The 25,431-nt window shown below is 45.1% G+C and carries 20 protein-coding genes; 13 read left to right on the top strand and 7 right to left on the bottom strand.

The genetic code is table 11. The features are described 5' to 3' along the window. The first annotated feature begins 72 nt into the window (after positions 1 to 72). From BSZ04_RS17425 to nspC, 3 genes are all read left to right on the top strand, one after another. Entirely contained in the window at positions 73 to 2,949 is a 2,877-nt protein-coding gene (locus tag BSZ04_RS17425) for a pyridoxal phosphate-dependent class III aminotransferase (protein ID WP_045387787.1), read from the top strand. Positions 2,950 to 2,967: 18 nt separating this feature from the next. After that, positions 2,968 to 4,221, top strand: a complete 1,254-nt coding sequence (locus BSZ04_RS17420; protein ID WP_050906311.1) for a carboxynorspermidine synthase — start codon at positions 2,968 to 2,970, stop codon at positions 4,219 to 4,221. A gap of 338 nt (positions 4,222 to 4,559) precedes the next feature. Then, the gene (gene nspC, locus BSZ04_RS17415; RefSeq protein ID WP_088881629.1) at positions 4,560 to 5,693 is read left to right on the top strand and encodes a carboxynorspermidine decarboxylase; all 1,134 of its coding nucleotides are present in this window, start codon (positions 4,560 to 4,562) and stop codon (positions 5,691 to 5,693) included. Positions 5,694 to 5,766: 73 nt separating this feature from the next. Here the strand turns inward: nspC and BSZ04_RS17410 are convergent, their stop codons facing one another. Beyond that, positions 5,767 to 6,279, bottom strand: a complete 513-nt coding sequence (locus BSZ04_RS17410) for a glycine cleavage system transcriptional repressor (protein ID WP_010447563.1) — start codon at positions 6,277 to 6,279, stop codon at positions 5,767 to 5,769. A gap of 241 nt (positions 6,280 to 6,520) precedes the next feature. Beyond that, the gene (locus tag BSZ04_RS17405) at positions 6,521 to 7,423 is read right to left on the bottom strand and encodes a DUF3943 domain-containing protein (protein WP_010447565.1); all 903 of its coding nucleotides are present in this window, start codon (positions 7,421 to 7,423) and stop codon (positions 6,521 to 6,523) included. 199 nt (positions 7,424 to 7,622) lie between these two features. Between BSZ04_RS17405 and BSZ04_RS17400 the strand changes: the two genes are divergently transcribed. Next, the gene (locus tag BSZ04_RS17400) at positions 7,623 to 8,855 is read left to right on the top strand and encodes a CinA family nicotinamide mononucleotide deamidase-related protein (protein ID WP_088880984.1); all 1,233 of its coding nucleotides are present in this window, start codon (positions 7,623 to 7,625) and stop codon (positions 8,853 to 8,855) included. An 88-nt stretch (positions 8,856 to 8,943) separates the two neighbouring features. On the opposite strand, the gene yfaE is transcribed toward BSZ04_RS17400, so the two are convergent. From yfaE to ubiG, 4 genes are all read right to left on the bottom strand, one after another. Next, the gene (gene yfaE / locus BSZ04_RS17395; protein WP_010447568.1) at positions 8,944 to 9,222 is read right to left on the bottom strand and encodes a class I ribonucleotide reductase maintenance protein YfaE; all 279 of its coding nucleotides are present in this window, start codon (positions 9,220 to 9,222) and stop codon (positions 8,944 to 8,946) included. Next, a complete protein-coding gene (gene nrdB / locus BSZ04_RS17390) occupies positions 9,222 to 10,355 on the bottom strand; it encodes a class Ia ribonucleoside-diphosphate reductase subunit beta (RefSeq protein WP_010447569.1) in 1,134 nt (377 codons plus the stop codon). Before nrdB ends, yfaE begins: the two co-directional genes overlap by 1 nt. 81 nt (positions 10,356 to 10,436) lie before the next feature. Further along, entirely contained in the window at positions 10,437 to 12,719 is a 2,283-nt protein-coding gene (nrdA, locus tag BSZ04_RS17385; protein WP_010447570.1) for a class 1a ribonucleoside-diphosphate reductase subunit alpha, read from the bottom strand. Positions 12,720 to 13,221: 502 nt separating this feature from the next. Further along, entirely contained in the window at positions 13,222 to 13,929 is a 708-nt protein-coding gene (gene ubiG, locus BSZ04_RS17375; RefSeq protein ID WP_010447571.1) for a bifunctional 2-polyprenyl-6-hydroxyphenol methylase/3-demethylubiquinol 3-O-methyltransferase UbiG, read from the bottom strand. Between the two features lie 309 nt (positions 13,930 to 14,238). Here ubiG and gyrA point away from each other — a divergent pair, with 309 nt between their 5' ends. The 3 genes from gyrA to BSZ04_RS17360 all read left to right on the top strand — a co-directional run bounded on the left by gyrA (position 14,239) and on the right by BSZ04_RS17360 (position 18,219). Beyond that, a complete protein-coding gene (gene gyrA, locus BSZ04_RS17370; RefSeq protein ID WP_038886852.1) occupies positions 14,239 to 16,878 on the top strand; it encodes a DNA topoisomerase (ATP-hydrolyzing) subunit A in 2,640 nt (879 codons plus the stop codon). A gap of 121 nt (positions 16,879 to 16,999) precedes the next feature. Continuing rightward, positions 17,000 to 17,623, top strand: coding sequence for a TPR domain-containing protein (locus tag BSZ04_RS17365; protein WP_088880983.1), 624 nt, complete (start codon positions 17,000 to 17,002; stop codon positions 17,621 to 17,623). A 41-nt stretch (positions 17,624 to 17,664) separates the two neighbouring features. Then, the gene (locus tag BSZ04_RS17360) at positions 17,665 to 18,219 is read left to right on the top strand and encodes a hypothetical protein (RefSeq protein WP_088880982.1); all 555 of its coding nucleotides are present in this window, start codon (positions 17,665 to 17,667) and stop codon (positions 18,217 to 18,219) included. Positions 18,220 to 18,324: 105 nt separating this feature from the next. On the opposite strand, the gene nrfA is transcribed toward BSZ04_RS17360, so the two are convergent. After that, complete coding sequence (gene nrfA / locus BSZ04_RS17355; protein WP_088880981.1) at positions 18,325 to 19,752, bottom strand: ammonia-forming nitrite reductase cytochrome c552 subunit; 1,428 nt, start codon at positions 19,750 to 19,752, stop codon at positions 18,325 to 18,327. 451 nt (positions 19,753 to 20,203) lie between these two features. Here nrfA and nrfB point away from each other — a divergent pair, with 451 nt between their 5' ends. Genes nrfB through BSZ04_RS17325 form a run of 6 tightly spaced genes read left to right on the top strand, consistent with a single transcriptional unit; the run spans position 20,204 to position 25,281 of the window. Further along, positions 20,204 to 20,806 carry a cytochrome c nitrite reductase pentaheme subunit gene (nrfB, locus tag BSZ04_RS17350; protein ID WP_088880980.1) on the top strand — a complete coding sequence of 201 codons (603 nt, stop codon included), beginning with the start codon at positions 20,204 to 20,206 and terminating at the stop codon, positions 20,804 to 20,806. Between the two features lies 1 nt (position 20,807). After that, positions 20,808 to 21,494 (top strand): cytochrome c nitrite reductase Fe-S protein, encoded by a 687-nt coding sequence (nrfC, locus tag BSZ04_RS17345; protein ID WP_088880979.1) that lies wholly within the window; start codon positions 20,808 to 20,810, stop codon positions 21,492 to 21,494. Then, positions 21,491 to 22,462 (top strand): cytochrome c nitrite reductase subunit NrfD, encoded by a 972-nt coding sequence (gene nrfD / locus BSZ04_RS17340; protein ID WP_088880978.1) that lies wholly within the window; start codon positions 21,491 to 21,493, stop codon positions 22,460 to 22,462. The genes nrfC and nrfD overlap by 4 nt, the downstream gene beginning before the upstream one ends. A 9-nt stretch (positions 22,463 to 22,471) precedes the next feature. Next, on the top strand, positions 22,472 to 24,376 hold the full coding sequence (locus tag BSZ04_RS17335; protein ID WP_071235524.1) for a heme lyase CcmF/NrfE family subunit: 1,905 nt from the start codon (positions 22,472 to 22,474) through the stop codon (positions 24,374 to 24,376). Next, positions 24,360 to 24,887, top strand: a complete 528-nt coding sequence (locus BSZ04_RS17330) for a DsbE family thiol:disulfide interchange protein (RefSeq protein WP_088880977.1) — start codon at positions 24,360 to 24,362, stop codon at positions 24,885 to 24,887. The genes BSZ04_RS17335 and BSZ04_RS17330 overlap by 17 nt, the downstream gene beginning before the upstream one ends. Then, on the top strand, positions 24,874 to 25,281 hold the full coding sequence (locus BSZ04_RS17325; protein WP_050569000.1) for a cytochrome c-type biogenesis protein CcmH: 408 nt from the start codon (positions 24,874 to 24,876) through the stop codon (positions 25,279 to 25,281). The genes BSZ04_RS17330 and BSZ04_RS17325 overlap by 14 nt, the downstream gene beginning before the upstream one ends. Positions 25,282 to 25,431: the final 150 nt, after the last annotated feature.

Here is a 25,431-nt window from a genome sequence, read left to right as displayed (position 1 = left end):
TCTCCTGTAATTTAATGCTAACGATAATAAATACAGGATAGAGAATCATTCTAATTCAAGGGGTCATGTAGTATGAGCACTGCCTTTGAAGTCGATAATACTATCGCAAACACTTTTTCTACTCAGGTTCCAGTTGTTGATGGAACGTATGATTTAACGCCAGATCAAATCCTTATTGAACAGGCGGAACATGAATCTGAGGTTCGTTCTTACCCACGTCGTTTACCAATAGCGATCAAGCAAGCCTATGGCTGTTTGGTTGAAGATACGCGTGGTCAAATCTTCCTAGATTGTCTTGCAGGGGCTGGCACTTTGGCTTTGGGTTACAATCACCCAGAAATCAACCAAGCGCTAAAAGAACAATTGGATTCTGGCCTTCCGTACCAGACTCTAGATATCGCTACATCTGCGAAAACCCATTTCATCAAGTCTGTGAAAGGCTTCCTGCCTCAAGAGCTGAGCGATAACTGTGTGATTCAGTTCTGTGGTCCTTCGGGCGCTGATGCCGTTGAAGCAGCCATCAAGCTTGCGAAGCAAACTACTGGTCGTAACACCATGTTTGCTTTCCGCGGTGCGTACCATGGTATGACAAACGGTACCATGGGGATGATGGGCAACTTAGGCACTAAAGCTCGCCGTACTGGTTTGATGTCAGACGTACACTTCATGCCTTTCCCTTACAGCTTACGTTGTCCATTTGGTCTAGGCGGTGACGAAGGGGCGAAAGCGAGTATTCGTTACATCGAGCGTCTGCTCAACGATGATGAAGCGGGCATCATGAAGCCTGCTGCGATTATCGTGGAGCCTGTGCAAGGTGAGGGTGGTGTTATTCCTGCGCCTGCATTCTGGCTACGTGAGTTGCGCCGCATCTGTGATGAGCACGGTATCCTTCTGATCTTTGATGAAATTCAATGTGGTGTGGGTAAATCTGGTTACAACTTCGCATTCGAAGAAGCAGGGATCGTTCCTGATATTTTGTGTTTGTCTAAAGCGATTGGTGGCGGCTTACCAATGTCGCTGCTTGTGATCAATAAGCAACACGATACGTGGAAGCCAGGTGAACACACCGGTACGTTCCGTGGTAACCAACTTGCTATGGTCTCAGGTGCGAAAGCACTCGAAATCATCCAACGCGACAATCTTGTTGAGCACGCAAACGTTGCAGGCCAGTATCTACGCTTTGGTCTTGAGAGCATTCAAAAACGCGTTAACTGTATCGCAGACGTTCGCGGTAAAGGCTTAATGCTGGGTGTTGAAATTAAGAATCCAAACGGCGAATTGAACAAGTTCGGTGAGCCTCTCGCTGATGGTCAGCTTACTCTTGCTATCCAACGAGCGGCACTTGAGCGTGGCTTGATGGTAGAAAAGGGTGGTCGTGATGGTTCTGTAATTCGCTTCCTTCCTCCGCTTATCATCTCTTTCGAGCAAATCGACTTTGCTCTACGAGTTCTTGAAGATGCGATCATCGCAGCAGGCGGTAGCCATGTTGAAACATCGCAACAAGAAGAATGGAAAAAGCACTTCATTCATACCGGTGAACTTGGCAGTGCTGAATTTGCGTCTGTAATGAATCACACGACAGCGGCGATGAAGTCGGTATTCGAACAAGTGAACGCACCATACTCAGGTATGAATCCTCAGTTTCTAGAAGCTGCAATTAATGCTGTCGATCTGGATAACAAAAATGCATCGCTGAAATCGGTGATTGATGAAGCGGCAGAACTTGTCGCTAAAAACGCGATCTTCACTCAACACCCTGATTGTATTGCTCACTTGCATACGCCTCCTCTGATGCCTGCAGTCGCGGCAGAAGCGATGATTGCAGCGTTGAACCAATCAATGGATTCATGGGATCAAGCATCTTCTGCGACTTACGTAGAGCAAAAAGTGATTAACTGGCTGTGCGATAAATACGAGCTTGGTGAGAAGGCGGATGGCATCTTTACTAGCGGCGGCACACAAAGCAACCAAATGGGCTTAATGCTGGCGCGTGACTGGATTGCTGACAAGCTTAGCAGCCACTCAATCCAAAAGCTGGGTCTTCCTGATTACGCAGACAAACTGCGCATTGTGTGCTCTAAGAAATCACACTTCACGGTTCAAAAGTCAGCATCTTGGATGGGACTAGGTGAGAAAGCTGTGATGACCGTCGATGCGAACGCTGACGGCACAATGGACATTACTCAGTTAGATCACGTTCTAACGCAAGCAAAAGAAGAAGGTTTGATTCCATTCGCTATTGTTGGCACCGCAGGTACGACTGATCACGGCGCAATTGACGATCTTGATTTCATTGCTGATATGGCAGTGAAACACGAAATGTGGATGCACGTGGATGGCGCTTATGGTGGTGCACTGATTCTTAGCAGCCACAAATCGCGCCTGAAAGGTGTAGAGCGTGCGCACTCGATCAGTGTCGACTTCCACAAACTGTTCTACCAAACAATCAGCTGTGGTGCTCTACTGGTTAATGATAAGTCGAACTTTAAGTTCCTACTTCATCATGCTGACTACCTGAACCGTGAACACGATGAGCTACCAAACTTGGTGGACAAATCTATTGCAACGACGAAGCGCTTTGATGCATTGAAAGTCTTTATGACGATGCAAAACGTCGGTCCTAAGGCGCTTGGCGATATGTACGATCACTTGCTAGTACAAACGCAACAAGTAGCGGACATGGTTCGTGACCACGAGCAGTTTGAACTTCTGGCTGAGCCAGCGCTTTCTACGGTTCTATTCCGTGCAACAAACGCTTGTGCAGATTTAGATGAACTGAACAAAACATTGCGTCTTGAGGCGTTAACTCGTGGTATCGCAGTACTCGGTGAAACCATCGTTGATGGTAAGACCGCGCTTAAATTTACGATTTTGAATCCTTGTCTGACGACAGCGGACTTTGAATCTTTGCTCTTGAAAATCAACACGCTAGCAGTTGAGCTAGTTTAATAAAGGTAACGGAAAACTATGGCAGTTCTACAGATTGGTGCAGGCGGCGTTGGCTGGGTTGTTGCACACAAAGCAGCACAAAACAACGACGTTCTGGGTGATATCACTATCGCATCACGTACTATTGGTAAGTGTGAGAAGATCATCGAATCGATTCAGAAGAAAAACAACCTGAAAGATTCAGCTAAGAAACTAGAAGCGCGCTCAGTAAATGCTGACGACGTAGATTCTCTGGTTGCTCTTATTGAAGAAGTTAAACCGGATCTAGTAATCAATGCGGGTCCTCCGTGGGTTAACATGCCAATCATGGAAGCGTGTTACCGAGCAAAAGTTTCATACCTAGATACATCAGTGGCCGTTGACCTATGTTCTGAAGGTCAGCAAGTGCCTGAAGCTTACGACTGGCAATGGGGTTACCGTGAGAAGTTCGAAGAAGCGGGCATCACGGGTATCCTAGGCGCTGGTTTCGATCCAGGCGTGGTATCAGTATTCGCGGCGTACGCAGTGAAGCATCTGTTTGATGAAATCGATACGATCGATGTAATGGATGTAAACGCAGGCGACCACGGTAAGAAGTTTGCAACCAACTTTGACCCAGAAACGAACATGCTTGAAATCCAAGGCGACTCGTTCTACTGGGAAAACGGCGAGTGGAAACAAGTACCTTGCCACTCTCGTATGCTAGAGTTCGATTTCCCGAACTGTGGTTCACACAAAGTTTACTCAATGGCGCACGATGAAGTTCGCTCAATGAAAGAATTCATCCCTGCAAAACGCATTGAGTTCTGGATGGGTTTCGGTGACCGTTACCTAAACTACTTCAACGTAATGCGTGATATTGGCCTACTAAGTCCAGAGCCACTAACGCTACACGACGGTACAGTAGTTCAACCTCTACACGTACTAAAAGCGATGTTGCCTGATCCAACGTCTCTAGCACCTGGCTACACTGGCCTAACGTGTATCGGTACTTGGGTTCAAGGTAAGAAAGACGGTAAAGAGCGTAGCGTGTTTATCTACAACAACGCAGACCATGAAGTCGCGTACGAAGACGTAGAACACCAAGCGATCTCTTACACTACAGGTGTTCCTGCAATCACTGCTGCACTGCAATTCTTCCGTGGTAAATGGGCTGACAAAGGCGTGTTCAACATGGAACAGCTAGACCCAGATCCGTTCCTAGAAACAATGCCAACGATCGGTCTAGATTGGCATGTTCAGGAGTTGGAAGCAGGTCAGGGCTTACCGCTGATTCACGAACTGAACAAATAAGTTTTATCATTAAACTTGTTTAGATAATTCGAGCAGTCATGGCGAAAAGCCGTGGCTGCTTTTGTTGTATTTGAGGTTAACCCCTCCCAGCCTCCCCTTAAAAAGGGGAGGAGCAGAAATAGACCGAGCTTAGTTTTAAATCTTCCACTTTTAAAGGGGGAAGCTGAGGCAAACCGAGTACAGTTTCCACTCTCCCTTTTAAGGAGAAGAGCAGGGACTCACCGGGTGTAGCTTCAATTTTTCCACTTTTTTTGGCAAGAACAGAGGTGGCTTGGTTTAGTCCTCTCCCTTTTTAAGGGGGGAGTTAGAGGGGGTTAATGGTTGATAAATGGTTAGTTATGAACAAAGAACAGCTTAAAACCCCGTACTTCATGATCAATGAAGACAAACTGGTTGAGAACTTAGAAAAAGCGAAGCAGCTGAAAGATATTTCTGGTGTGAAGCTTGTGTTGGCACTTAAGTGCTTCTCAACATGGGGCGTATTCGACATCATCAAGCCTTACTTAGATGGCACTACCAGTTCAGGTCCGTTTGAAGTGAAGCTTGGCTACGAGACTTTCGGTGGTGAAACGCACGCATACAGCGTTGGCTACAGTGAAGATGACGTACGTGAAGTAGCAGATATCTGTGACAAGATGATTTTCAACTCGCAGTCACAGCTAGCGGCTTACCGCCATATCGTTGAGGGCAAAGCGTCTATTGGTCTTCGCCTTAACCCAGGCGTAAGCTACGCAGGTCAAGACTTGGCTAACCCTGCACGTCAGTTTTCTCGTCTAGGCGTACAAGCTGACCACATTAAGCCGGAAATTTTCAATGGCATTGATGGTGTGATGTTCCACATGAATTGTGAGAACAAAGACGTGGACGCGTTCATCGGCCTGCTGGACTCGATCTCCGAACAGTTTGGCGAATACCTAAATAAACTCGATTGGGTCAGCATGGGCGGCGGTGTATTCTTCACATGGCCAGGCTATGATATCGAGAAGTTAGGCCTAGCGCTGAAAGCGTTCTCTGAAAAGCACGGTGTACAAATGTACCTAGAGCCGGGTGAGGCAATCATCACTAAAACGACGGATCTTGTCGTGACTGTGGTAGATATTGTTGAGAACGTGAAGAAGACTGCAATTGTGGATTCGGCAACGGAAGCGCACCGCTTAGACACACTAATCTACAATGAACCTGCGTCTATCCTAGAAGCGTCAGAAAACGGTGAGCACGAGTACGTGATTGGTTCTTGCTCTTGCCTAGCGGGTGATCAGTTCTGTGTGGCGAACTTCGAACAGCCATTAGAAATTGGTCAGCGTCTACACATTCTGGACAGTGCGGGTTATACCATGGTGAAGCTAAACTGGTTCAATGGTCTGCGCATGCCATCTGTGTACTGCGAACGCTCAAACGGTGATGTACAAAAACTGAATGAATTTGATTATTCAGATTTCAAGCGTTCTTTGTCTCAATGGACAGTGAAGTAATCCTATTTCATTTGGTTGAACGTAAAAAGAGCAGCAAAACGCTGCTCTTTTTTAATATATAAGCTAGGGCGTGTTAGCTTTCGATAATTACACGAGTATCTTCACTGAGCGATTCAAGCTCATTCACCACATCATCCACTTCAACTTCACTTGGTAGTTTGATCGCCAGTTTCGCGCTGAACAGACTTGAGCTTATACCGCCGCCGCCTGCAATGAACACCCGTTGACAGTCCATATCTAGGATAGAGATACCTTGGTTATCAAGCACATGAGTGATCTCATTGACAATACCTGCGCGGTCATTGGCGTCTAAACGTAACTGGAATATTGTTTCTTCACGATGTGAGTGTGGTTCGGAGTCAACAAACTTAACCACTAAGGTTTGACAAGCTGTGAACGCATCTTTAACGGTATCTACGTTCTCTTCAGGGAGCTCAACTTTAATTACGCCAGCGACTTGGTCTTCGATAAAGTTCACTTTACTGATTAACCATTTCCCACCATTTTCATGGGTAGCTGCGGCGAGTTGTTTGATGGTAGCTGGCGAAGCCTGACCGACAAAATTAACGATAAATACTGTGTTCATAATGTCCCCTCCCGGAATAAGGTTTGGGTGCGGCACTGTATACGTAATGCTGCAGTTATTGGACCTTCAGTGATGGATACTTAAGTCCTTGGAATAATGCCTTTTATTTCAGTGTAGGTGTCGCTGGGAGGTTATGTTTGACTAAAGTCAATTTTTAACGCTAATTCGTGATGCAAATAATGAAAATTATGCTCAGGGCACAAAAAAAGCAGCCGTTCGGCTGCTCATTGGAGATTTTATTTTAGAAGGTAACCTTCATTTCAAAACCATAGAAGACGTTGTCATAGCTAGCGCCGGCATCCATCGCAAACTTAGCGGCGTCTTGGTTTCCGAACCAGGGAGATGAAGCAAACTGGAACTCTGCGCTGCCGCCCCAAGCATCCGATACCCAATAATGAATATGACCAACCGGGTTAAGGAAGAAAAGTGACACGTCGCCCATTGTTTCTGAGCCCATCACTTCACCACCATTGGCAACAATGTCTTGCTCAGCTGTCAGCATCATTTCACCGACAACCGCACCGAAGAAAGGTGTGATAAAAATGTCTTGCCACGATGGAACTTCTGCAAAGGCTTCTACACCGTATTCCCAAAAGAAAGTCGACATAGTTGCAGAGTACAAGAAGGATTCGAACTCGTTGTAACCTGCGTGTCGTGCTGCCGTGTAGTATACGCCACCGAAGTATGGGTGCATGATGTAGTTTAGAAAGTGTTCATCACGATCCCAAACTGGACCACTTGAAACGTTGTCTTTCCATTTGCTACCTAGCTTACTCATGTCACGATCTTCTTCGTCCCACTTAGTAATACTTTCTGGTAGAAAAGTCATCAAACCTACCGTTGCCACACTTAAACCAAGGATGGTGTAAGTTTGACCCATAAGGTAATCCCAATCTTTGTCAGTTGGAACAATAACGTGTTTTGGTTGAAGACCTGCGTCGAGGTTTAAAGAATCATCATTATCCAGTCCCATAGCAAAACGACGATTTTGCGGTTCGAAGCTATACAGAGTGGTCGTTTCGCAGTAACCTGACAAGCAATCAGGCTTGTAAGAGAACTCAATATGGTTGCTCATATCGTACTGACTTGCATTTGCCGCAGCAGATGCTGTCAGAACAAGACCACTTAAAGTTTTCTTGAACATGGATGATTTTGACACAAAGGTCTCCGAGTTGTTGGTTGGATGATCGAGTTCACAATTATCCCTCAAAAGAACAGCCATTTAAATACTTGACCTACATTTAATCTCAACAAATTGACTAAGAGATTAGTCCAATAAAATGAAAACGATATAGGCACAATGTCGAAAAAAAGTGAATTTTGCCTAATTTCAGGAGTCAGTTGTGAAAATTGCAATGCTTAGTACCGGTGAAGAGGTACTTCACGGTGATATTGTTGATACAAACGCAGCTTGGTTGTCGAGCTTATTTTATCAACATGGATTTGGCTTAACCAAACGATCGACAGTTGGAGATAGCCTTTCAAGCTTACTCGAAGAGTTTTTGATGCTTAGCTTCAATAACGATGTGGTTATTGTAAACGGCGGTTTAGGACCAACAACGGACGACATGAGTGCCGCAGCGGCAGCAAAAGCGGCAGAGTGTAAGTTAGTGCTATTTAAGGACTGGTTAGATTATCTAGAGGCAATGTATGCCCGTCGTGGTATACCAATGCCAGACAGTAATTTGAAGCAAGCGATGTTGCCGGAAACTGCAGAGATTGTTGATAACCCAATTGGTACGGCTTGCGGTTTTAAAATGCTGATCAATGATGCCGTGTTCTATTTTACGCCGGGAGTTCCAAGTGAATTTAAGTTGATGGCGGAAGCTCAAATTCTGCCAGACTTAAAAAAATGCTTTCCAGACGTAGAAAGCTCATCGTGTAGTCGAATTTATACCTTTGGTCTTTCTGAATCCGGGATATCTGACAAACTTGACCAAATGAAGCTACCTCAAGGCTATGAACTTGGATATCGCTCTTACTTACCTTTCATCGAAGTAAAATTGTTTGGCCCATCCAATCAATTGGAACAGCGTATGAAGCTAATGCAGCTTATTCATAAACATTTGGAGACCAATACTGTGAGTGTTGATGTACCAATGGTTGAGCATATTGGTCGCTTACTGGTAGAGAAAGGGCTTACCTTGTCCGTTTCTGAGCAAAGCAGCGCTGGGCACCTGACTTATTGGCTTAATGGCGATGAAAATGTAGGGAAGCAATTTGGTCATGGCTGGGTGCTGCCTGGGCAAAATAAGACAATAATGGATGAAGGCGATACGTTGGCTGCGACTTTTGCCCTTGCCGGAGCGACACGAGAGAAATGTGGCACAGATTTAGCGTTAGTAACGGGTAAACTTGATGATGGTGTATTTTCCGTCGCTCTTTCTACCTCTGTGGGAGAGTGGGGGGCGCTCTATAAGTTATCGAGAAAGTACCAGCGCGATGACCAAGTAAAAGTTATCAGTGCCGCAGCGTTAGATTTATTACGCCGTTACTTAGAGCGCAAGCCAATGGCAGCTCAATATGCATTTTTAGAAAAAGTCAAAGAGATGCACATTCCAAACAGTGTGCTTTAAATTCTTGATGCAAAGAAGATAAATATTTCTAGATGACAAAAAGCCAAGGCGATTGCCTTGGCTTTTTTATGTTCGGTAGGGCGGTAATCTACGCGCGTTTTTCTCTCATCGCGTAGTTCACACCGCTAAGCGAAAGGTCAGATTTTGCCTTACAAATACAGGGTAAGATTTCGTCTGGCTGGATGTAAGCCATTGCAAAACCAACATACTCCACTTCACCCGACTCCAACTTACAACGACAAGCACCACAGTGCCCATCACGACAGTTGTATTCAGGTAATAAGCCTGCTTGTTCCATCGTCTCCAAAATCGTATTGGATGGGTTGGATTCAATGCTCACGAGTTTGTTGATTTTGATATTTGGCATTACAGCTCAAACCCTTCGAAGTCGTCTGCACTTACTTCATTGTCAATCTGACCAACAAGGTATGAAGAGATTTCTGCTTCTTGCGGTGCCACCTGAACGTTATCCGATGACAACCAAGCGTTGATCCATGGGATAGGGTTTGACGTCGCTTCAGGGTACGCTGCTGGCAGACCTACCGCTTGCATACGGATGTTAGTGATGTACTCAACGTATTGGCTCAGGATGTCTTTGTTCAGACCGATCATTGAACCATCTTTAAATAGGTACTCAGCCCACTCTTTTTCTTGCTCAGCCGCTTCTTTGAATAGGTCAAAACACTCTTGTTTTGCTTCTTCAGCGATTTGCATGAATGAGAAGTCATCTTGACCGTTACGTAGCAGGTTGATCATGTGTTGCGTACCGTTCAAGTGAAGTGCTTCATCACGAGCGATAAGCTTGATGATTTTCGCGTTACCTTCCATAAGCTCACGCTCTGCGAAAGCAAATGAACATGCAAAACTTACGTAGAAACGGATTGCCTCTAGTGCGTTAACTGACATCAAACACACGTACAGTTTCTTCTTCAGATCGTACAGGCTGACCTTAACCGTTTCGCCGTTCAGAACGTGCTCACCTTCACCGTAACGGTGGTAGTCGTTTGTCGCTTGGATTAGGTCATCGTAGTAGTGTGCGATGTCTTTCGCACGCTTAAGGATGTGCTCGTTTTCAACGATGTCATCGAATACCACACTTGGATCATTCACGATGTTACGGATGATGTGCGTGTACGAACGAGAGTGAATTGTCTCCGAGAAAGACCATGTCTCAATCCATGTTTCTAGCTCAGGCAGAGAAACCAGTGGAAGTAGTGCTACGTTCGGGCTACGGCCTTGAATTGAGTCAAGCAGCGTTTGGTACTTCAGGTTTGAGATGAAGATGTGCTTTTCATGATCTGGTAGCTTGTTGTAATCGATACGGTCGCTTGATACGTCAACTTCTTCTGGACGCCAGAAGAAAGACAATTGTTTTTCGATTAGCTTTTCGAAGATCTCGAATTTTTGTTGGTCGTAACGAGCAACGTTCACTGATTGGCCAAGGAACATTGGCTCCTTTAGTTGGTCGTTTTTGTTTTGGTTAAAAGTACTGTAAGCCATAATGCCTCAATTCCTTTTAGACCTCCCCAAAAGGGGAGGTGTTCGATTGTTTGTTTCTACAGATTGTTAGGGTGCGGGAGATTAAATCTTACAACCGCCGCCTGCACAATCGTCATCTTGTGGTTGAACTGCGTCTTTCTGGTCGTCTTTCGCACCGTCACGAGTGTTATGGTAGTAAAGCGTCTTCACACCAAACTTGTATGCAGTTAGAAGGTCTTGAAGAAGTTTCTTCATTGGAACCTTACCGCTCTCGTAACCAGAAGGGTCGTAGTTTGTGTTTGCAGAAATCGCCTGGTCAACGAACTTTTGCATGATGCCCACAAGGTGTAGGTAACCGTCGTTAGAACCGATGTTCCAAAGCAGTTCGTAGTTGTCTTTCAGTTCAGTGAAATCTGGCACAACTTGCTTCAGGATACCGTCTTTCGACGCTTTAACAGATACGAAACCGCGTGGTGGCTCAATACCGTTTGTCGCGTTAGAGATCTGAGAAGAGGTCTCAGATGGCATTAGCGCAGTCAGTGTTGAGTTACGTAGACCGTGTTCCATGATCTCTTGACGTAGGCTATCCCAATCGTAGTGCAGTTCTTCTTCACAGATTAGGTCAACGTCTTTCTTGTAAGTGTCGATTGGCAATAGGCCTTTCGCGTAGTTCGTTTCGTGGAACGAAGGACACTTACCTTGTTCTTTTGCTAGCGCTACAGACGCTTTCAATAGGTAGTATTGAATCGCTTCAAATGTACGGTGAGTTAGACCGTTTGCGCTGCCATCAGAGTATTTAACACCGTTCTTCGCTAGGTAGTATGCGAAGTTGATAACACCAACACCCAGCGTACGACGGTTCATTGTCGACTTGTATGCTGCTGGTAGTGGGTAATCTTGGTAATCAAGTAGGGCATCTAGTGCACGCACTACAAGCTCTGATAGTTCTTCGAAATCATCTAGAGATTTGATAGCACCTAGGTTGAACGCAGACAGCGTACACAGTGCGATCTCACCTGAATCATCTTCAACGTTCTTCAGAGGCTTAGTTGGCAGCGCGATTTCCAAACATAGGTTTGATTGACGAACTGGCGCTACTTCTGAATCGAATGGGCTGTGAGTGTTACAGTGGTCCACGTTCTGAATGTAGATACGGCCTGTTGATGCGCGCTCTTGCATTAGCAGAGTGAACATTTCGATCGCTTTAACCGTTTCTTTCTTGATTGAAGGATCGTTTTCGTATTTCACGTATAGACGTTCGAATTCTTCTTGGTTTTCGAAGAATGCGTCATATAGACCTGGTACGTCAGATGGTGAGAACAGCGTGATGTTGCCACCTTCTACTAGGCGTTGGTACATCAGTTTGTTCAACTGAACACCGTAGTCCATGTGACGAACACGGTTTTCTTCAACACCACGGTTGTTCTTAAGTACCATTAGCGAGCGAGCTTCGCCGTGCCATAGTGGGTAGAACACAGTCGCAGCGCCGCCACGAACACCACCTTGAGAACAACATTTCACTGCTGTTTGGAAGTATTTGTAGAACGGGATACAACCTGTGTGGAATGCTTCACCACCGCGGATCTCCGAACCTAGCGCACGGATACGACCTGCGTTGATACCGATACCTGCACGTTGAGAAACGTAACGCACAATTGAGCTTGCTGTCGCGTTGATAGAATCAAGGCTATCACCACACTCGATAAGTACACATGAGCTGAACTGGCGAGTAGGGGTACGTACACCAGACATAATCGGTGTAGGTAGTGAGATCTTGAACTTCGACGTCGCATCGTAGAAACGCTTGATGTAATCAAGACGCGTTTCTTTCGGGTAGTTAGCGAACAGGCAAGCAGACACAAGGATGTAAAGGAACTGAGCACTTTCGTAGATCTCACCCGAAACACGGTTTTGTACGAAGTACTTACCTTCTAGCTGTTTTACTGCAGCGTAAGAGAAATCGAGATCGCGCTTGTGGTCGATGTACGCATCAAGCTCATCTAATTCTGCTTTTGTGTAGTCTTCTAGGATATGTTGATCGTACTTACCCATATCAACAAGACGAGACACGTGGTTGTAAAGCGTAGGCGGCTCATATTGACCGTATGCTTTTTTACGTAAGTGGAATACCGCTAGGCGAGCAGCTAGGTATTGGTAGTCCGGAGTCTCTTCAGAAATCAAGTCTGCAGCAGACTTTATCATCGTCTCATGGATATCTGACGTGGTGATGCCGTCGTAAAACTGGATGTGAGCACGTAGTTCTACTTGTGATACTGAAACGTTGTTAAGACCTTCGGCAGCCCAAGTGATAACGCGGTGGATTTTCTCCAGATCGATATTTTCTTTGCGGCCATCACGCTTAGTGACGGTAAGTTGTTGGTTCATTCTGCTTTATTTCCCTAAGAAAACTGATAAAAGCCGTATTTTTGTTTGTTTATGTGCAAAACTTGTAAAATTTGCGGCGGCTTTGTGATCAAAGTCTATCTATATATTGTAGCTTAAACACAACATATAGGGGTTAATTTGTTTGCGGGTTACAAGATAGTGCTATTGCCCCAATTTTTCAAGGCACAGGCAGGGGATGACTTGTGGATAACTATGAGAACGAAAAAAATCAGTAAGTGAACACTAACCGATGAGAAAAGGGGGAGATTGATTGGAGAAAATTGCAGTTTTCAGATCGGTTTACAAATAACCGCATGTAAAAATATTTTCCTTGATCTTTGACAGTTTTTGTTTGTTAAAAATAGATTGGTTAAAATGGAATCTAGTGCACGAAAAATGTACCAACAGAAACTAAAAAAGGCAGTAAACCTATGCTACTGCCTCTCTAACGAACCCTTCTTTTATAGGCTCATTTGGTTGATGTGATTGCTATGTAATCAGACTAGTATTTTTGAGTATGGACGATGTAGTTTACATCGACATTACGGCCTAGTTTGTAGCTGTCGTTAAGAGGATTGTAGTGCAAGCCAGTGATACCCATTTCGGTTAGGTCTGTTTGGTCAATCATCTTCATCATTTCTGCTGGTTTGATGAATTTCTCGTGGTCGTGAGTGCCTTCCGGAACGATTTTCAATAGCTTCTCTGCGCCAACAATGGCAAATAGGTATGACTTGATATTGCGGTTTAGTGTAGAGAAGAAGACATGGCCGCCAGGTTTGACCAACGCTGCACAAGAACGAATCACAGAGAGTGGGTCAGGGACGTGTTCAAGCATCTCCATACAAGTCACGACATCGTAAGTCCCGGCATTTTCCGCTGCGTGGTCTTCGATGGTGCTTTGGATGTAAGTCAGCTTAGTTCCTGTCTCTAGTGCGTGCAGGCGAGCGACTTCTAAAGGTTCCTTACCCATATCTAGGCCAGTTACCACTGCACCTTCTTTTGCCATGCTTTCGGCAAGAATACCGCCACCACAGCCCACATCGAGCACTTTTTTGCCAAATAAACCGTCGGCTTTCTCCAGGACATAGTTCAAGCGAAGCGGGTTAATTTGGTGAAGTGGTTTGAACTCGCCTTCTAAATCCCACCAACGAGAAGCCATCTCCTCGAATTTCTTAATTTCACTTGGATCGACGTTTTGTGCTTTTGTCATGATAGTAATATCGCTTCGCTAATAGTCCTTTGGAAGGCGCGATTATACTCCAATGGTACGATACGTTAAAACTGCTTCTTTTCTCACAATCGCAATAGGGGACATTTTTGAACGATATTGGTGGAAATATAGTCAGTTTTCAGAAAGATATGGGATGAATGTGCAAATTCTCTTCATTTAACCCATAACCAAGCTCACAACCTGATAAAAGGAGCGGGAAAGTGATGCCCCGTTGATGAATTGTGTGTTATATTTTTGCACCTTACACGTATCGTAATTACGATCAGATAATAGAGGGATAATGGCTCTATGAGCGATTTAGCTAAAGAGATCACGCCCGTAAACATTGAAGATGAGCTTAGAGGTTCATACCTAGACTACGCGATGTCAGTAATCGTGGGTCGTGCTCTTCCAGATGTGCGTGATGGCCTAAAACCAGTACACCGCCGCGTTTTATTCGCGATGAACGTACTAGGCAACGATTGGAACAAACCATATAAAAAATCAGCCCGTGTTGTCGGCGACGTAATCGGTAAATATCACCCACACGGTGATAGTGCTGTGTACGACACAATCGTACGTATGGCTCAGCCGTTCTCACTTCGTTACATGCTGGTCGATGGTCAAGGTAACTTTGGCTCGATCGATGGCGACTCTGCTGCGGCAATGCGTTATACCGAAGTACGTATGGCGAAGATTGCCCACGAACTTCTGGCTGACCTAGACAAAGAAACCGTAGACTATGTACCTAACTATGATGGTACTGAGCAGATCCCTGCGGTTCTTCCGACGAAAATTCCTAACCTACTGGTAAACGGTTCTTCTGGTATCGCGGTAGGTATGGCAACTAACATCCCGCCACATAACCTTGGCGAAGTGATCGATGGCTGTCTTGCGTACATCAATAATGAAGAAATCACTATTGATGAGCTAATGGATTACATTCCTGGTCCTGATTTCCCTACAGCGGCGCTGATCAGCGGTCGTAAAGGCATCGTAGACGCGTACAAAACAGGTCGCGGCAAAATCTACATGCGTTCAAAAGCGGAAATCGAAGTGGAGAAGAATGGTAAAGAAACCATCATCGTCACTGAAATTCCTTACCAGGTAAACAAAGCTCGCTTGATCGAAAAGATCGCTGAGCTGGTTAAAGATAAAAAAGTAGAAGGCATCAGTGCGCTACGTGACGAGTCTGATAAAGACGGTATGCGTATCGTAATTGAATGTAAGCGCGATGCTGTGGGCGAAGTGGTTCTAAACAACCTTTATGCACAAACCCAGCTTCAAACGACTTTCGGTATCAACATGGTTGCGCTAGACAATGGCCAGCCAAAACTATTCAACCTAAAAGAGATGTTGAAGTGTTTCGTTGACCACCGTCGTGAAGTTGTTACTCGTCGTACTATCTTCGAACTACGTAAAGCTCGTGAACGTGCACATATCCTTGAAGGTTTGGCGCTTGCACTAGCGAACATCGATGAAATCATCGAACTTATTCGTAAAGCTCCAACACCTGCAGAAGCGAAAGCTGGCCTTGTAGCGCGTGGTTGGGACCTTGGCAACGTAGCGGCAATGCTAGAGCGTGCAGGCACCGATGCTGCTCGTCCAGAATGGCTAGAAGAGCAATACGGCATCCGTGACGGCCAGTACTTCCTGACTGAAACTCAAGCACAAGCTATCCTAGACCTACGTCTACACAAGCTAACTGGTCTTGAGCACGAGAAGATTCTTGACGAATACAAAGCACTTCTAGATGAAATCGCAGAGCTAATGCACATTCTTGCAAGCACTGAGCGTTTGATGGAAGTGATCCGTGAAGAGCTTGAAGCGGTTCGCGATGGTTTCGGCGATGCACGTCGTACAGAAATCACAGCAGCTAGCCATGACATTGACATGGAAGAGCTGATCGCTCGTGAAGACGTAGTAGTAACTCTGTCTCACGAAGGTTACGTTAAGTACCAAATTCTAAGCGACTACGAAGCTCAGCGTCGTGGTGGTAAAGGTAAGAGTGCAACGAAGATGAAAGATGAAGACTTCATCGAACGTCTACTTGTTGCAAATACTCACGATAACATTCTATGTTTCTCAACTCGTGGTAAGACTTACCGTCTGAAAGTTTACCAATTGCCTCATGCAACTCGTACTGCACGTGGTAAGCCAATCGTAAACATCCTTCCGCTAGAGGAAGGCGAACGTATCACCGCAATTCTTCCAGTTGATGAGTTCTCACCAGAGAAATTTATCTTCATGGCGACAGGCGATGGTACGGTTAAGAAGACCCCACTGAACCAGTTTGCAAACGTACGTTCAAACGGCCTAATCGCTGTGAACCTACGTGATGATGACTCACTAATTGGCGTTGATATCACAAACGGCGATAGCGACATCATGCTGTTCTCTAAAGCAGGTAAAGTGGTTCGCTTCAGCGAAGACAAAGTACGTGCAATGGGTCGTACAGCGGCGGGTGTTCGCGGTATGAAACTAGCAGACGAAGACCAAGTTGTTTCTCTAATCGTTCCGTCTAACGAAGGCGATATCCTAACGGTTACACAAAACGGCTACGGTAAGCGTACTGAACTAGCGGAATACCCAACGAAAGGTCGTGCAACTCAGGGCGTTGTGTCTATCAAGGTTTCTGAGCGTAACGGTCCAGTTGTTGGCGCAGTACAAGTAGAAGAAGGCGACGAGATGATGATGATCACTGACGCTGGTACTCTAGTTCGTACTCGTGTAGCTGAAGTAAGCCAAGTAGGTCGTAATACTCAAGGTGTAACGCTGATCCGTACAGCAGAAGATGAGTCAGTAGTTGGTCTACAGCGCATTGACGAAGTTGAAGAAGTAGAATTACCTGAAGGTGAAGAAGCGGAAGCAACAGAAGCAAATGTTGAAGGTCAAGCGCCTGAAGCACCAGCAGCGGACGATACAGCTGAAGGTTCTGAAGAAGAATAACCTTCTCAGTCACTGCTAAATTTAAAAGCCGAGCATTACGCTCGGCTTTTTTGTACTTGTATCAACGCAATGAAGGCTCTAAACCAGTAGACTGAAACTCTCTTGTTTTATGGAATGCACTATGTCGGTTTGGTTTTTTGTCGCCATCACTTTGATGGGTTTATTCATTGTGGCTTTGTCGCTGAGCGCCGCCAAAGTAAAGCCAGCGCAATGGTTTAGCTTCTGCGCGTTGGTGCTCGTGCTGACGAGTGCTAGCTTTTTACTTTTTCGTCAATCTGCTCCTCAGCCAATACAAGCCGAAGCATCGCGGATGATGACTGCTCATGACATCATTGAGGAAATCCAAGACCAATTGCGTGAAGACCCAAATAATGCTGAGCTATGGTTTCAGTTGGGGCAGGGATATCTGGTCGAAGGAGAGCTTGATGGAGCACTGATTTGCTTCGATTATGCCATTCAGTTGACAGACCCAGTCAATGCAACTCAACTTGCCGCTAAAGCAACCACCCTGTATTACATCCATAAACAAGCGATGACGAGTGAAGTCAGTTTATTGCTTGAACAAGCGTTGCAGTTAGAGCCTCATAATGAAGCGGCCTTGTCTTTGATCGCAAATGATCATTTTTTGTCATTCCGTTTTCAGGAGGCGATTGATGCTTGGGTACTTTTACTAGATTCTAACGATCCCAACTTAGATAGAGTGCAAATTATTAACTCTATCAACAAAGCGAAAGAGCTGTTGTAGACGTAGAATTTAATAAGCAGTAGAAGAAAGGTGGGCGATGAATGAAGAATAAAGCGTTAGGCATTTTGGTGGTGCTGTGCGGCCCCGTACTGGCAGGCTGTACTTCTTCCGAACATTCTGGCTCCTCATCTACGGTTTATTACTCTTCCGGTTACTACGATCCATGGTGGTATGATCATGACGATTACTGGATCTACTATTATCCGGGTTGTTGTGACAATGATGATGAATACAAAGAGAAATTGGAAGAGTGGTGGAATGGCTTGGATGAAGACCAACAGCAATCCATCAAAGACAAAGTTGAAGATTGGAAGGATGATGATATGTCCACCAACATTGACAACATGAAACGCCAGCTTGACGACCATTGGCAATCTCTACCTGAAGAGCAGAAGCAGGAGATTCAAACCAAGTGGGAGAATCGTCCAGAGCGAACCGAGCCCACGGCTTTACAAGACAAAGCATTGAAAGAAAAGGCGCAACAAAGAAAAACACTGCCAGAGACGAAGATTCAGCGTCCTGTGGAAAGACCTAATGTGCAAATGCCTAAAACGCGCCCAAATATTCAGTCTAGGCCGAGACTTCCTCGTCGTTAGCACATTCGATTTTTGTCTCTCGATAGAATCGAGAACGAAGAAATAAAGAAAGGGGCGTTCAGTACGCCCCTTGTTGTATCTATTAATTAATCTTCACCAGTTAAACTAGTACGTGGCTTCGCGTTCAGCAGCTGCCTTATCCCACTCTGGTGCCACCGTTTCTAGGAAGTGTTTCTTATCTGAGTTCATTTTCTCCATATCCATACCTAGTGCTTGTTGTGCCTTAGCTTTGGTCGAGATATCAGGGATTTGTACTGGTTCAGTGATGCCTTTGGTTGCAAGTAAACGAACCAGCTTAGTGCGTGCGTCCGCCGCACGGTCAACCGCAGTACCTAACACCTCTAGCGCAACTTCAGGCGCGTGCATGTGGACACCATGAGACGCAATCGCGTAGTCCCAACGCCATTGTGCATGGCGGATATCTTGCAGGATCGGCTGCATTTCATCTTCGGTTGCGCCGGCTTTCCATGCTGCACCCGCTTCAAAGTGCGCTGCTACGATTTGCTTCTCGGCTGTTAGCTTCATGTTCAGTACTTGAGCTTTACGCGTTGAAACGATGCCTTGTAGCTGCTCTTTGGTTTGGGTATGACATTGTGCACAAGTGTCTTCGAAGCGATCAAACGGATTGCCCACTTTGTGGTCGGTGTAAACGGTGCCGTCTTCTTTAGTTACTTTTGGCATGTGGCAGTCCACACATACGACTTTATTCTTGCCGTGGATGCCATCACGCCATGTTTCGTAACCTGGGTGCTGTGCTTTCAACATTGGTGCCTTCGATACTGCGTGTGTCCAATCTTTGAAGTTCAATGCATCGTAGTACTGCTCCATATCGTTCACAGTGGTCCCCATGTCCCATGGGAATTTCACGGCTTTGGTTGGACCGGTAAAGTAGTATTCAACGTGACACTGCGCGCAAACAGACGCTTGTTGATCTAGGCGAGATTGCTCATCAAACTTTTTGCCGATGGCATCGAAAGCGCGTTCTACATAAGGGCGAGTTATTGCCAGCGCTGGTTCACCGTTCTTAAATTCATCAGAGCGAGTGTCATGACAGTCTGAACAACCAATAGGGTTAACGATCTCCGATCCTAAGCGTGCCCATTTGCCTTCGAAGTAGCCATCTTCACCGCGTTCATCAATTACGCGAGCCACATCTGGGCTTTTACAGCTCCAACACGCCATCGGCATAGGTCCAGATTTTTCGTCTGTCGGTGCGCCGGTACGTAAGGTTTGGCGAACATCATCCAATGCGTAGAAGTGACCGCGGGCTTTATTGTAATCTTTCGCAAAGCCATAGCCTGCCCATAGAATCACCATGTTTGGGTCTTCACTTAAGGCATCTTCAATATGTTCACTTTCTGATGTTGCTTTCCAAGAATGATATTGGTCAGGGTGGTTTTGTTCAAAGGCATCGTTGCGTGGATCGACGAGTCCTTTATCTTCCGCTGCCATAGGAGCGCCTACCAAAAATAATTGGCTGGCGAATAAGGTCGCAACCGCGATGGGTGCGCTCATCCAGTGTTTTATGCTCACGGTGTTATCTCCATATTTGTTTTTATAAGCAGCGTTGTGAGGAGCTATTCCAAATAAGAACCGGAGATCTAAGATTAATAATATGTCTTAATCAAATAGATGAAATAGTGAGCGATACTTGTCTTGTTTTAGATCAATTTACGCCAGTGACCTCAGTCATGTTTATATTTATATACCCCTAAAGTGGTATCTTGTAACTTGTTGTGTGCTAAGGTTTTAGCTTTCTGTCTGTTTAAAAAATAGGGTGATTAAGCTCGCTTTTTGAGCGGTTGTTTCTACCCCTTATGGAGAATAGGGGTATTATAAATATAGGTTTAGCGTTGTGGCTTTCCGAAATAAGAATTGATGTCATTTGAAGGTTTGTAAAAATATCTTCAGAGGAAATTAATTGTCGCTCAAATAAATAATTGAGAATGGTTATCAATTATTATCGAGCTAAGGAAAGAAAAATATGGGCAATATAAAATTGACCATAGAGACAATGCTGAAATTTCTCTTCATCTTTGCCTTCTATGGTTTTTCCATCGCCGCCCATGCGACTTCTTCAGAGTCAGTTGAAGGTGCTCAGGCCGAGCGTCATCAAGTCGAACTGATCCGAGACCGAGACTATAAATGTCTTCAATGTCATAAGGACGCCAAAGGCACTCTGAATCTATCGCATGATCCACAAGCGTTATTGAGCCAAGGAAAGCAACTTAATTGCACCAACTGCCACAGCAATATTGGTCCTGACCACCGTGAAGGGGCGCCGGATGTTATTAAGTTTTCTGCTGCGCAATCAAAAGCAGTGCACGATAAGGTGTTCCTCGATCCGAGTTTGATCCTCAAAGCTAATAGTCAGTGCGTGGATTGCCATGCGCCTACTGAGCTAAGAGAAAGCCACTGGACGCACGATGTTCATGCAAAGAATCTTACTTGTTCAAATTGTCATGATGTTCACGCTGCAAAAACCAAAGCACTGTCTTACGACAGAAAACAGCTGATCAAGCAATGTGTCGATTGTCACTCTGAATTTGCCGTCGAACCTGAACTTGCAAAAGAAGAGGAGAGATAGCATGAAATGTTCTAGAAGAAACTTCCTAGCCGGCAGCGGCGCTTTGATATTGACCACTGGCGTTGCAGGCACTTCCGTTGTTAGCTCCTCTCTTTATGCCAGCGATAGTGAGCAAGCAAAGCGCATGGGGATGGTTCACGATGAGAATGCCTGCATCGGTTGTACCGCTTGTACTGATGCTTGCCGTGAAGTGAATAACGTTCCTGAAAGCGTTACCCGTCTTAAAATTCATCGTAGTGAGCCGATTGGGGAGTTCCCTGATGTGGAATACCAGTTCACTCGAGACTCTTGCCAGCACTGTGATAATCCGCCTTGTGTATACGTTTGTCCAACTGGCGCTGCGTATAAAGACGAAGCAACTGGTATCGTCGATGTGCACAAAGAAAAATGTGTTGGTTGTGGTTACTGCTTAGCTGCGTGCCCTTATCAAGTCCGCTTCTTTAACCCGGTCGATCACTCTGCGGATAAATGTAATTTCTGTCGTGATACCAATTTAGCGCAAGGTAAACAGCCGGCATGCGTGGAATCTTGCCCGACGAAAGCACTGATATTTGGCGATTTAAACGATCCTACAAGTGAAGTGAGCAAAGCGATAGAAAGCCACGTTGTGTACCGTGATAAATCGCATTTAGGTACACAGCCTAAGCTGTACAAAATTCCACATAGCAAAGGGGAGGTGTCATCATGAACGGCTTCGAGAGTGCTTTCCACTTTGACTCGTTAGTTTGGGATTGGATCATCGCAATATATCTGTTCTTAGCGGGTATGTCCGCGGGGGCGGTAATGATATCCATCTATTTGAAACGCAAGGTTATCGAGGGTGACCCAGCAAACAATGGCATCATGAAAGCTATGGCTTGGTTAGCACCGTTTGGCATCATTGCTGGTCTAGTTATTTTGATTTTCCACTTAACTAAACCGCTAGAGTTTTGGAAGATCATGATTTACTACAATCCGACTTCCGTGATGTCTATGGGCGTTATCTTGTTCCAAGTGTACATGATCGTACTATTTGTTTGGATTGGTGTGATTTTCCGTCACCAAATCATCAGTTTCTGCGAAGGCAAGTTGCCAGGCAAGTTGCTCGATTTTGTTGATGATCTCCTGATCAAGTTCGGTAAAGGTAACAACGCGATAGAGCTCTTTCTGGGATTCTTAGCGATAGTTTTAGCCGCGTATACCGGCTTCCTGTTATCGGCATTGAAGACTTACCCAATGTTGAATAACCCAGTACTGCCTATTTTGTTCTTGTTCTCTAGCTTATCTTCAGGAGCGGCAGCGTGTTTGATGTTTGGCATCTTGGTTTTCAAAGAGTCAACCAGTAGCCCAAGTGTGTCTTGGGTTCACGGATTTGAACGCCCAGTTGTATTGTTTGAGCTGTTTGTCTTGGTGACCTTCTTCACCGGTCTGATCTTTAGTGGCGGTCAGAATGAGGTTGCCGCTTGGAATGCGATATCTAACGGTTTCTGGGCGCAATGGTTCTGGGTTGGGGTCGTGCTCATCGGTATGCTCACACCGTTAACGCTGAACTGGTTAACGCCTTCTGAAGTTCGCCACAAGGGAAGCTACGTGTTTGTGGTGACGACGTTAAGCCTGGTTGGTGTATTGATGCTACGCACGTTCATTCTCTATGCCGGTCAGATGACTATAGTATAGGGAGGTGTAATGGAGGCTGAACTGGGGTTATTTTTACTCATACTGGTGTCGATTGGCTCTACGTGTGCGGCGTTGTTGTATTGGATTCGTCGCGCAATTGGCAAAACGGTGGCGCTACCGCACCAAACTGCAACGTCATACATCATCAGTTTGGCCTCTTTCATTTGCTTATCGCTTTTGATTGTCTGTTTTGTTCAAGATAATTTCGCGCTTGAGTATGTGGTTACTCATTCCAATAGCCAACTGCCTGTCGCATTCAAGGTGGCGGCTACTTGGGGAGGGCACCAAGGTTCGATGTTATTTTGGGTGGTGACACTCAGCATGTGGGCGTCATTGATCGCTTTTAAATCACCTGTTAATGCTCAATATACTGGTGATTGCCTAGGAATCATGAACGTTCTTATTGCGATCTTTGCGTGGTTTACGCTTGCCACATCAAATCCATTTGAATATGCCCAAAGTTTCGCTCTGGAGGGACGTGACCTCAATCCGATGTTGCAGGATGTTGGGCTTATTATTCACCCGCCTTTACTTTACCTAGGTTACGTTGGTTACTCTGCAGTATTGGCTCTCGCGCTTGCTGCTTTGTTTGGAAGGCAACCACACCATGAGTGGTATGCATTTGTTCGAGGCATTGCCTATTTCGCTTGGGGTACGTTAACGGCGGGCATTTTAGTTGGCTCGTGGTGGGCTTATAACGAATTAGGTTGGGGGGGCTGGTGGTTTTGGGACCCGGTAGAAAATGCGTCTTTGATGCCTTGGCTAGTTGGCACAGCCTTACTCCATAGCATACATTTGTCAGCAAGAAATAAAGGGGCGATTTGGAGCACTTACGCATTAGCGTTTAGTACGTTTAGCCTCAGTGTATTGGGTACTTTTGTTGTCAGAAGCGGAGTTTTAACATCTGTCCACGCATTCGCTGTTGATCCAACTAAGGGATTGGCATTGCTGTGTGTATTGGTGATTATTGTCTTTGTCACTTTTGGGTCTTTGATATATCGAGGTCAGCAGATTCCCCAATCGAACATTGATACCATTTTTAGTCGAGCTTATTTATGTTACATGGCGATAGGCTTATTAGTCATTGCTACTGCTATCGTGTTTCTTGGTACGTTTTATCCGATGGTTTACCAAGTATTGGGGTCAGGTAGTATTTCAGTCGGACCACCATATTTTAACTCACTTATCTATCCATTATTTGTTTTTAGTCTGGTTGTACTGGCTTGTTCCACGTTTTGTTCATGGCAACATTCTCGGGCAGGTAAGGATCTGAAAGTACTATGTTTGATTGCTTCTTTGAGTGTCATTACAGCCAGCATTGTAGCAATTATGGTTAACACGGGCTTGATGCTAGGTGTAATTTTTGCGTTGGCAATTTACGTCGTTTCTAGTCATGCATTTCAGTGGGTAAGAAGTGGTGCGAAGATTAGCACTGCACCTAAACTTTTTGCCCACATTGGTTTTGTCATTGCTGGAGTAGGGGCGATAGTAAATGCCTCCTACTCTTATGAATTTAGCTACCGAATGTCTCCAAACTCTCAGCATCAGTTCCAAAACGTATCTCTCGAATATGTGGATACTCACTGGAAGGTTGGGCCGAACTATACTTCGGAAATAGCAGAGATACGCCTTAGCACAACGGAACAACACAGCTTCACTCTGCTCCCAGAGAGAAGGCATTATTCAGTACGAGTTATGAATATGACGGAGCCTGCCATTAAGTCTTTTTGGCATGGTGACTACTATATTACACTTGGGGAAAAGCTGTCAGAGCAATCTTATGCGGTGAAAGTGCAGTACAGAGCCGCAATTTGGTGGATATGGTGTGGCGGTATCGTTGCACTAATAAGTATGTTATCAGCCTTACTGCCTAAAAGATCTTGGAGTCGAGTCAGTGATGAATCCTTCGCATAAACTAGCTATTCTAGCGGGAGCTATTGCGGTATTTTCGGTAACCAGTTACCTGTCTTTAGCTGATCGTCCAAACGTCGAGACAACGAAAAATCGGGTGGTCTATGTTCCAAATTTTCAGGCTGACAGCTTAGCGACAACGGACGTACTTACGGAAAAGCTGTTTGCAGAGCATGATTTGCAAATTTTAAACGTCTGGGCGTCTTGGTGCGGTGTGTGTAAACGTGAGCATGATGAATTGTTGAGTTTATCGCGAGCAGGTGTACCAATAATAGGTTTGAACTATAGAGATCAAAGCCATGCAGCTCAAGAATACTTGGCTCGGGAGGGTAACCCATATGCCAAGGTGATATTTGATCCCAAAGGTGAGCTAGGGATCGATTTAGGTATAATCGGAACGCCGGAAACGTACCTAATTGATCAAGAGGGGCGGATTTTGATCAAATATCGTGGTGAAATTAATAAGGATAAATGGAATGCTATTTTCTCTAAGTTCTTTGATATCTCGATATAATTTATCTTTTGTATTATCTTTATTATTCGCCTTACTCCCATTAAATGCGTACGCTATTCAGGATGATCAAAATGTTGATCTTTTTGAATTTAAATCAGTTGAAATGCAACAGCGTGCAATTACTTTGGCTAAGTCTCTTCGTTGCCCTCAATGTCAAAATCAAAACCTAGTCGAGTCGAATGCCTATACTGCGAAAGCGCTACGGCTGAAGGTCTACGAGATGGTGAATGAGGGACATACAGATAAAGAGATCAAGCAATACTTAGTTGATCGATTTGGAAATATTGTCCTGTATGATCCGCCATTTAACCTCTCAACGGCATTATTATGGATCTTTCCAGGGCTGTTTATGATCCTTTTTCTAATTATTTCGATCAAAAAACTCAAGCGTTAATAGTGTGATAATTGTTCCACTATTTAAAATTAATTGTGCATATAACAGGCAAGATGTTATCATTTTCAAGAATTTCAGATTAATTCAGTGAATAGCGAACTAAATAAAAAGATGAGCTAACGCGTATTTCGATAACGTATTATATGTAGG

The sequence above is a fragment of the Vibrio rotiferianus genome, from assembly GCF_002214395.1.
Taxonomy (GTDB): Bacteria; Pseudomonadota; Gammaproteobacteria; order Enterobacterales; family Vibrionaceae; genus Vibrio; species Vibrio rotiferianus.
Note: the sequence above shows the minus strand (reverse complement) of the source record. Positions and strands in the feature narration are given on the sequence as shown.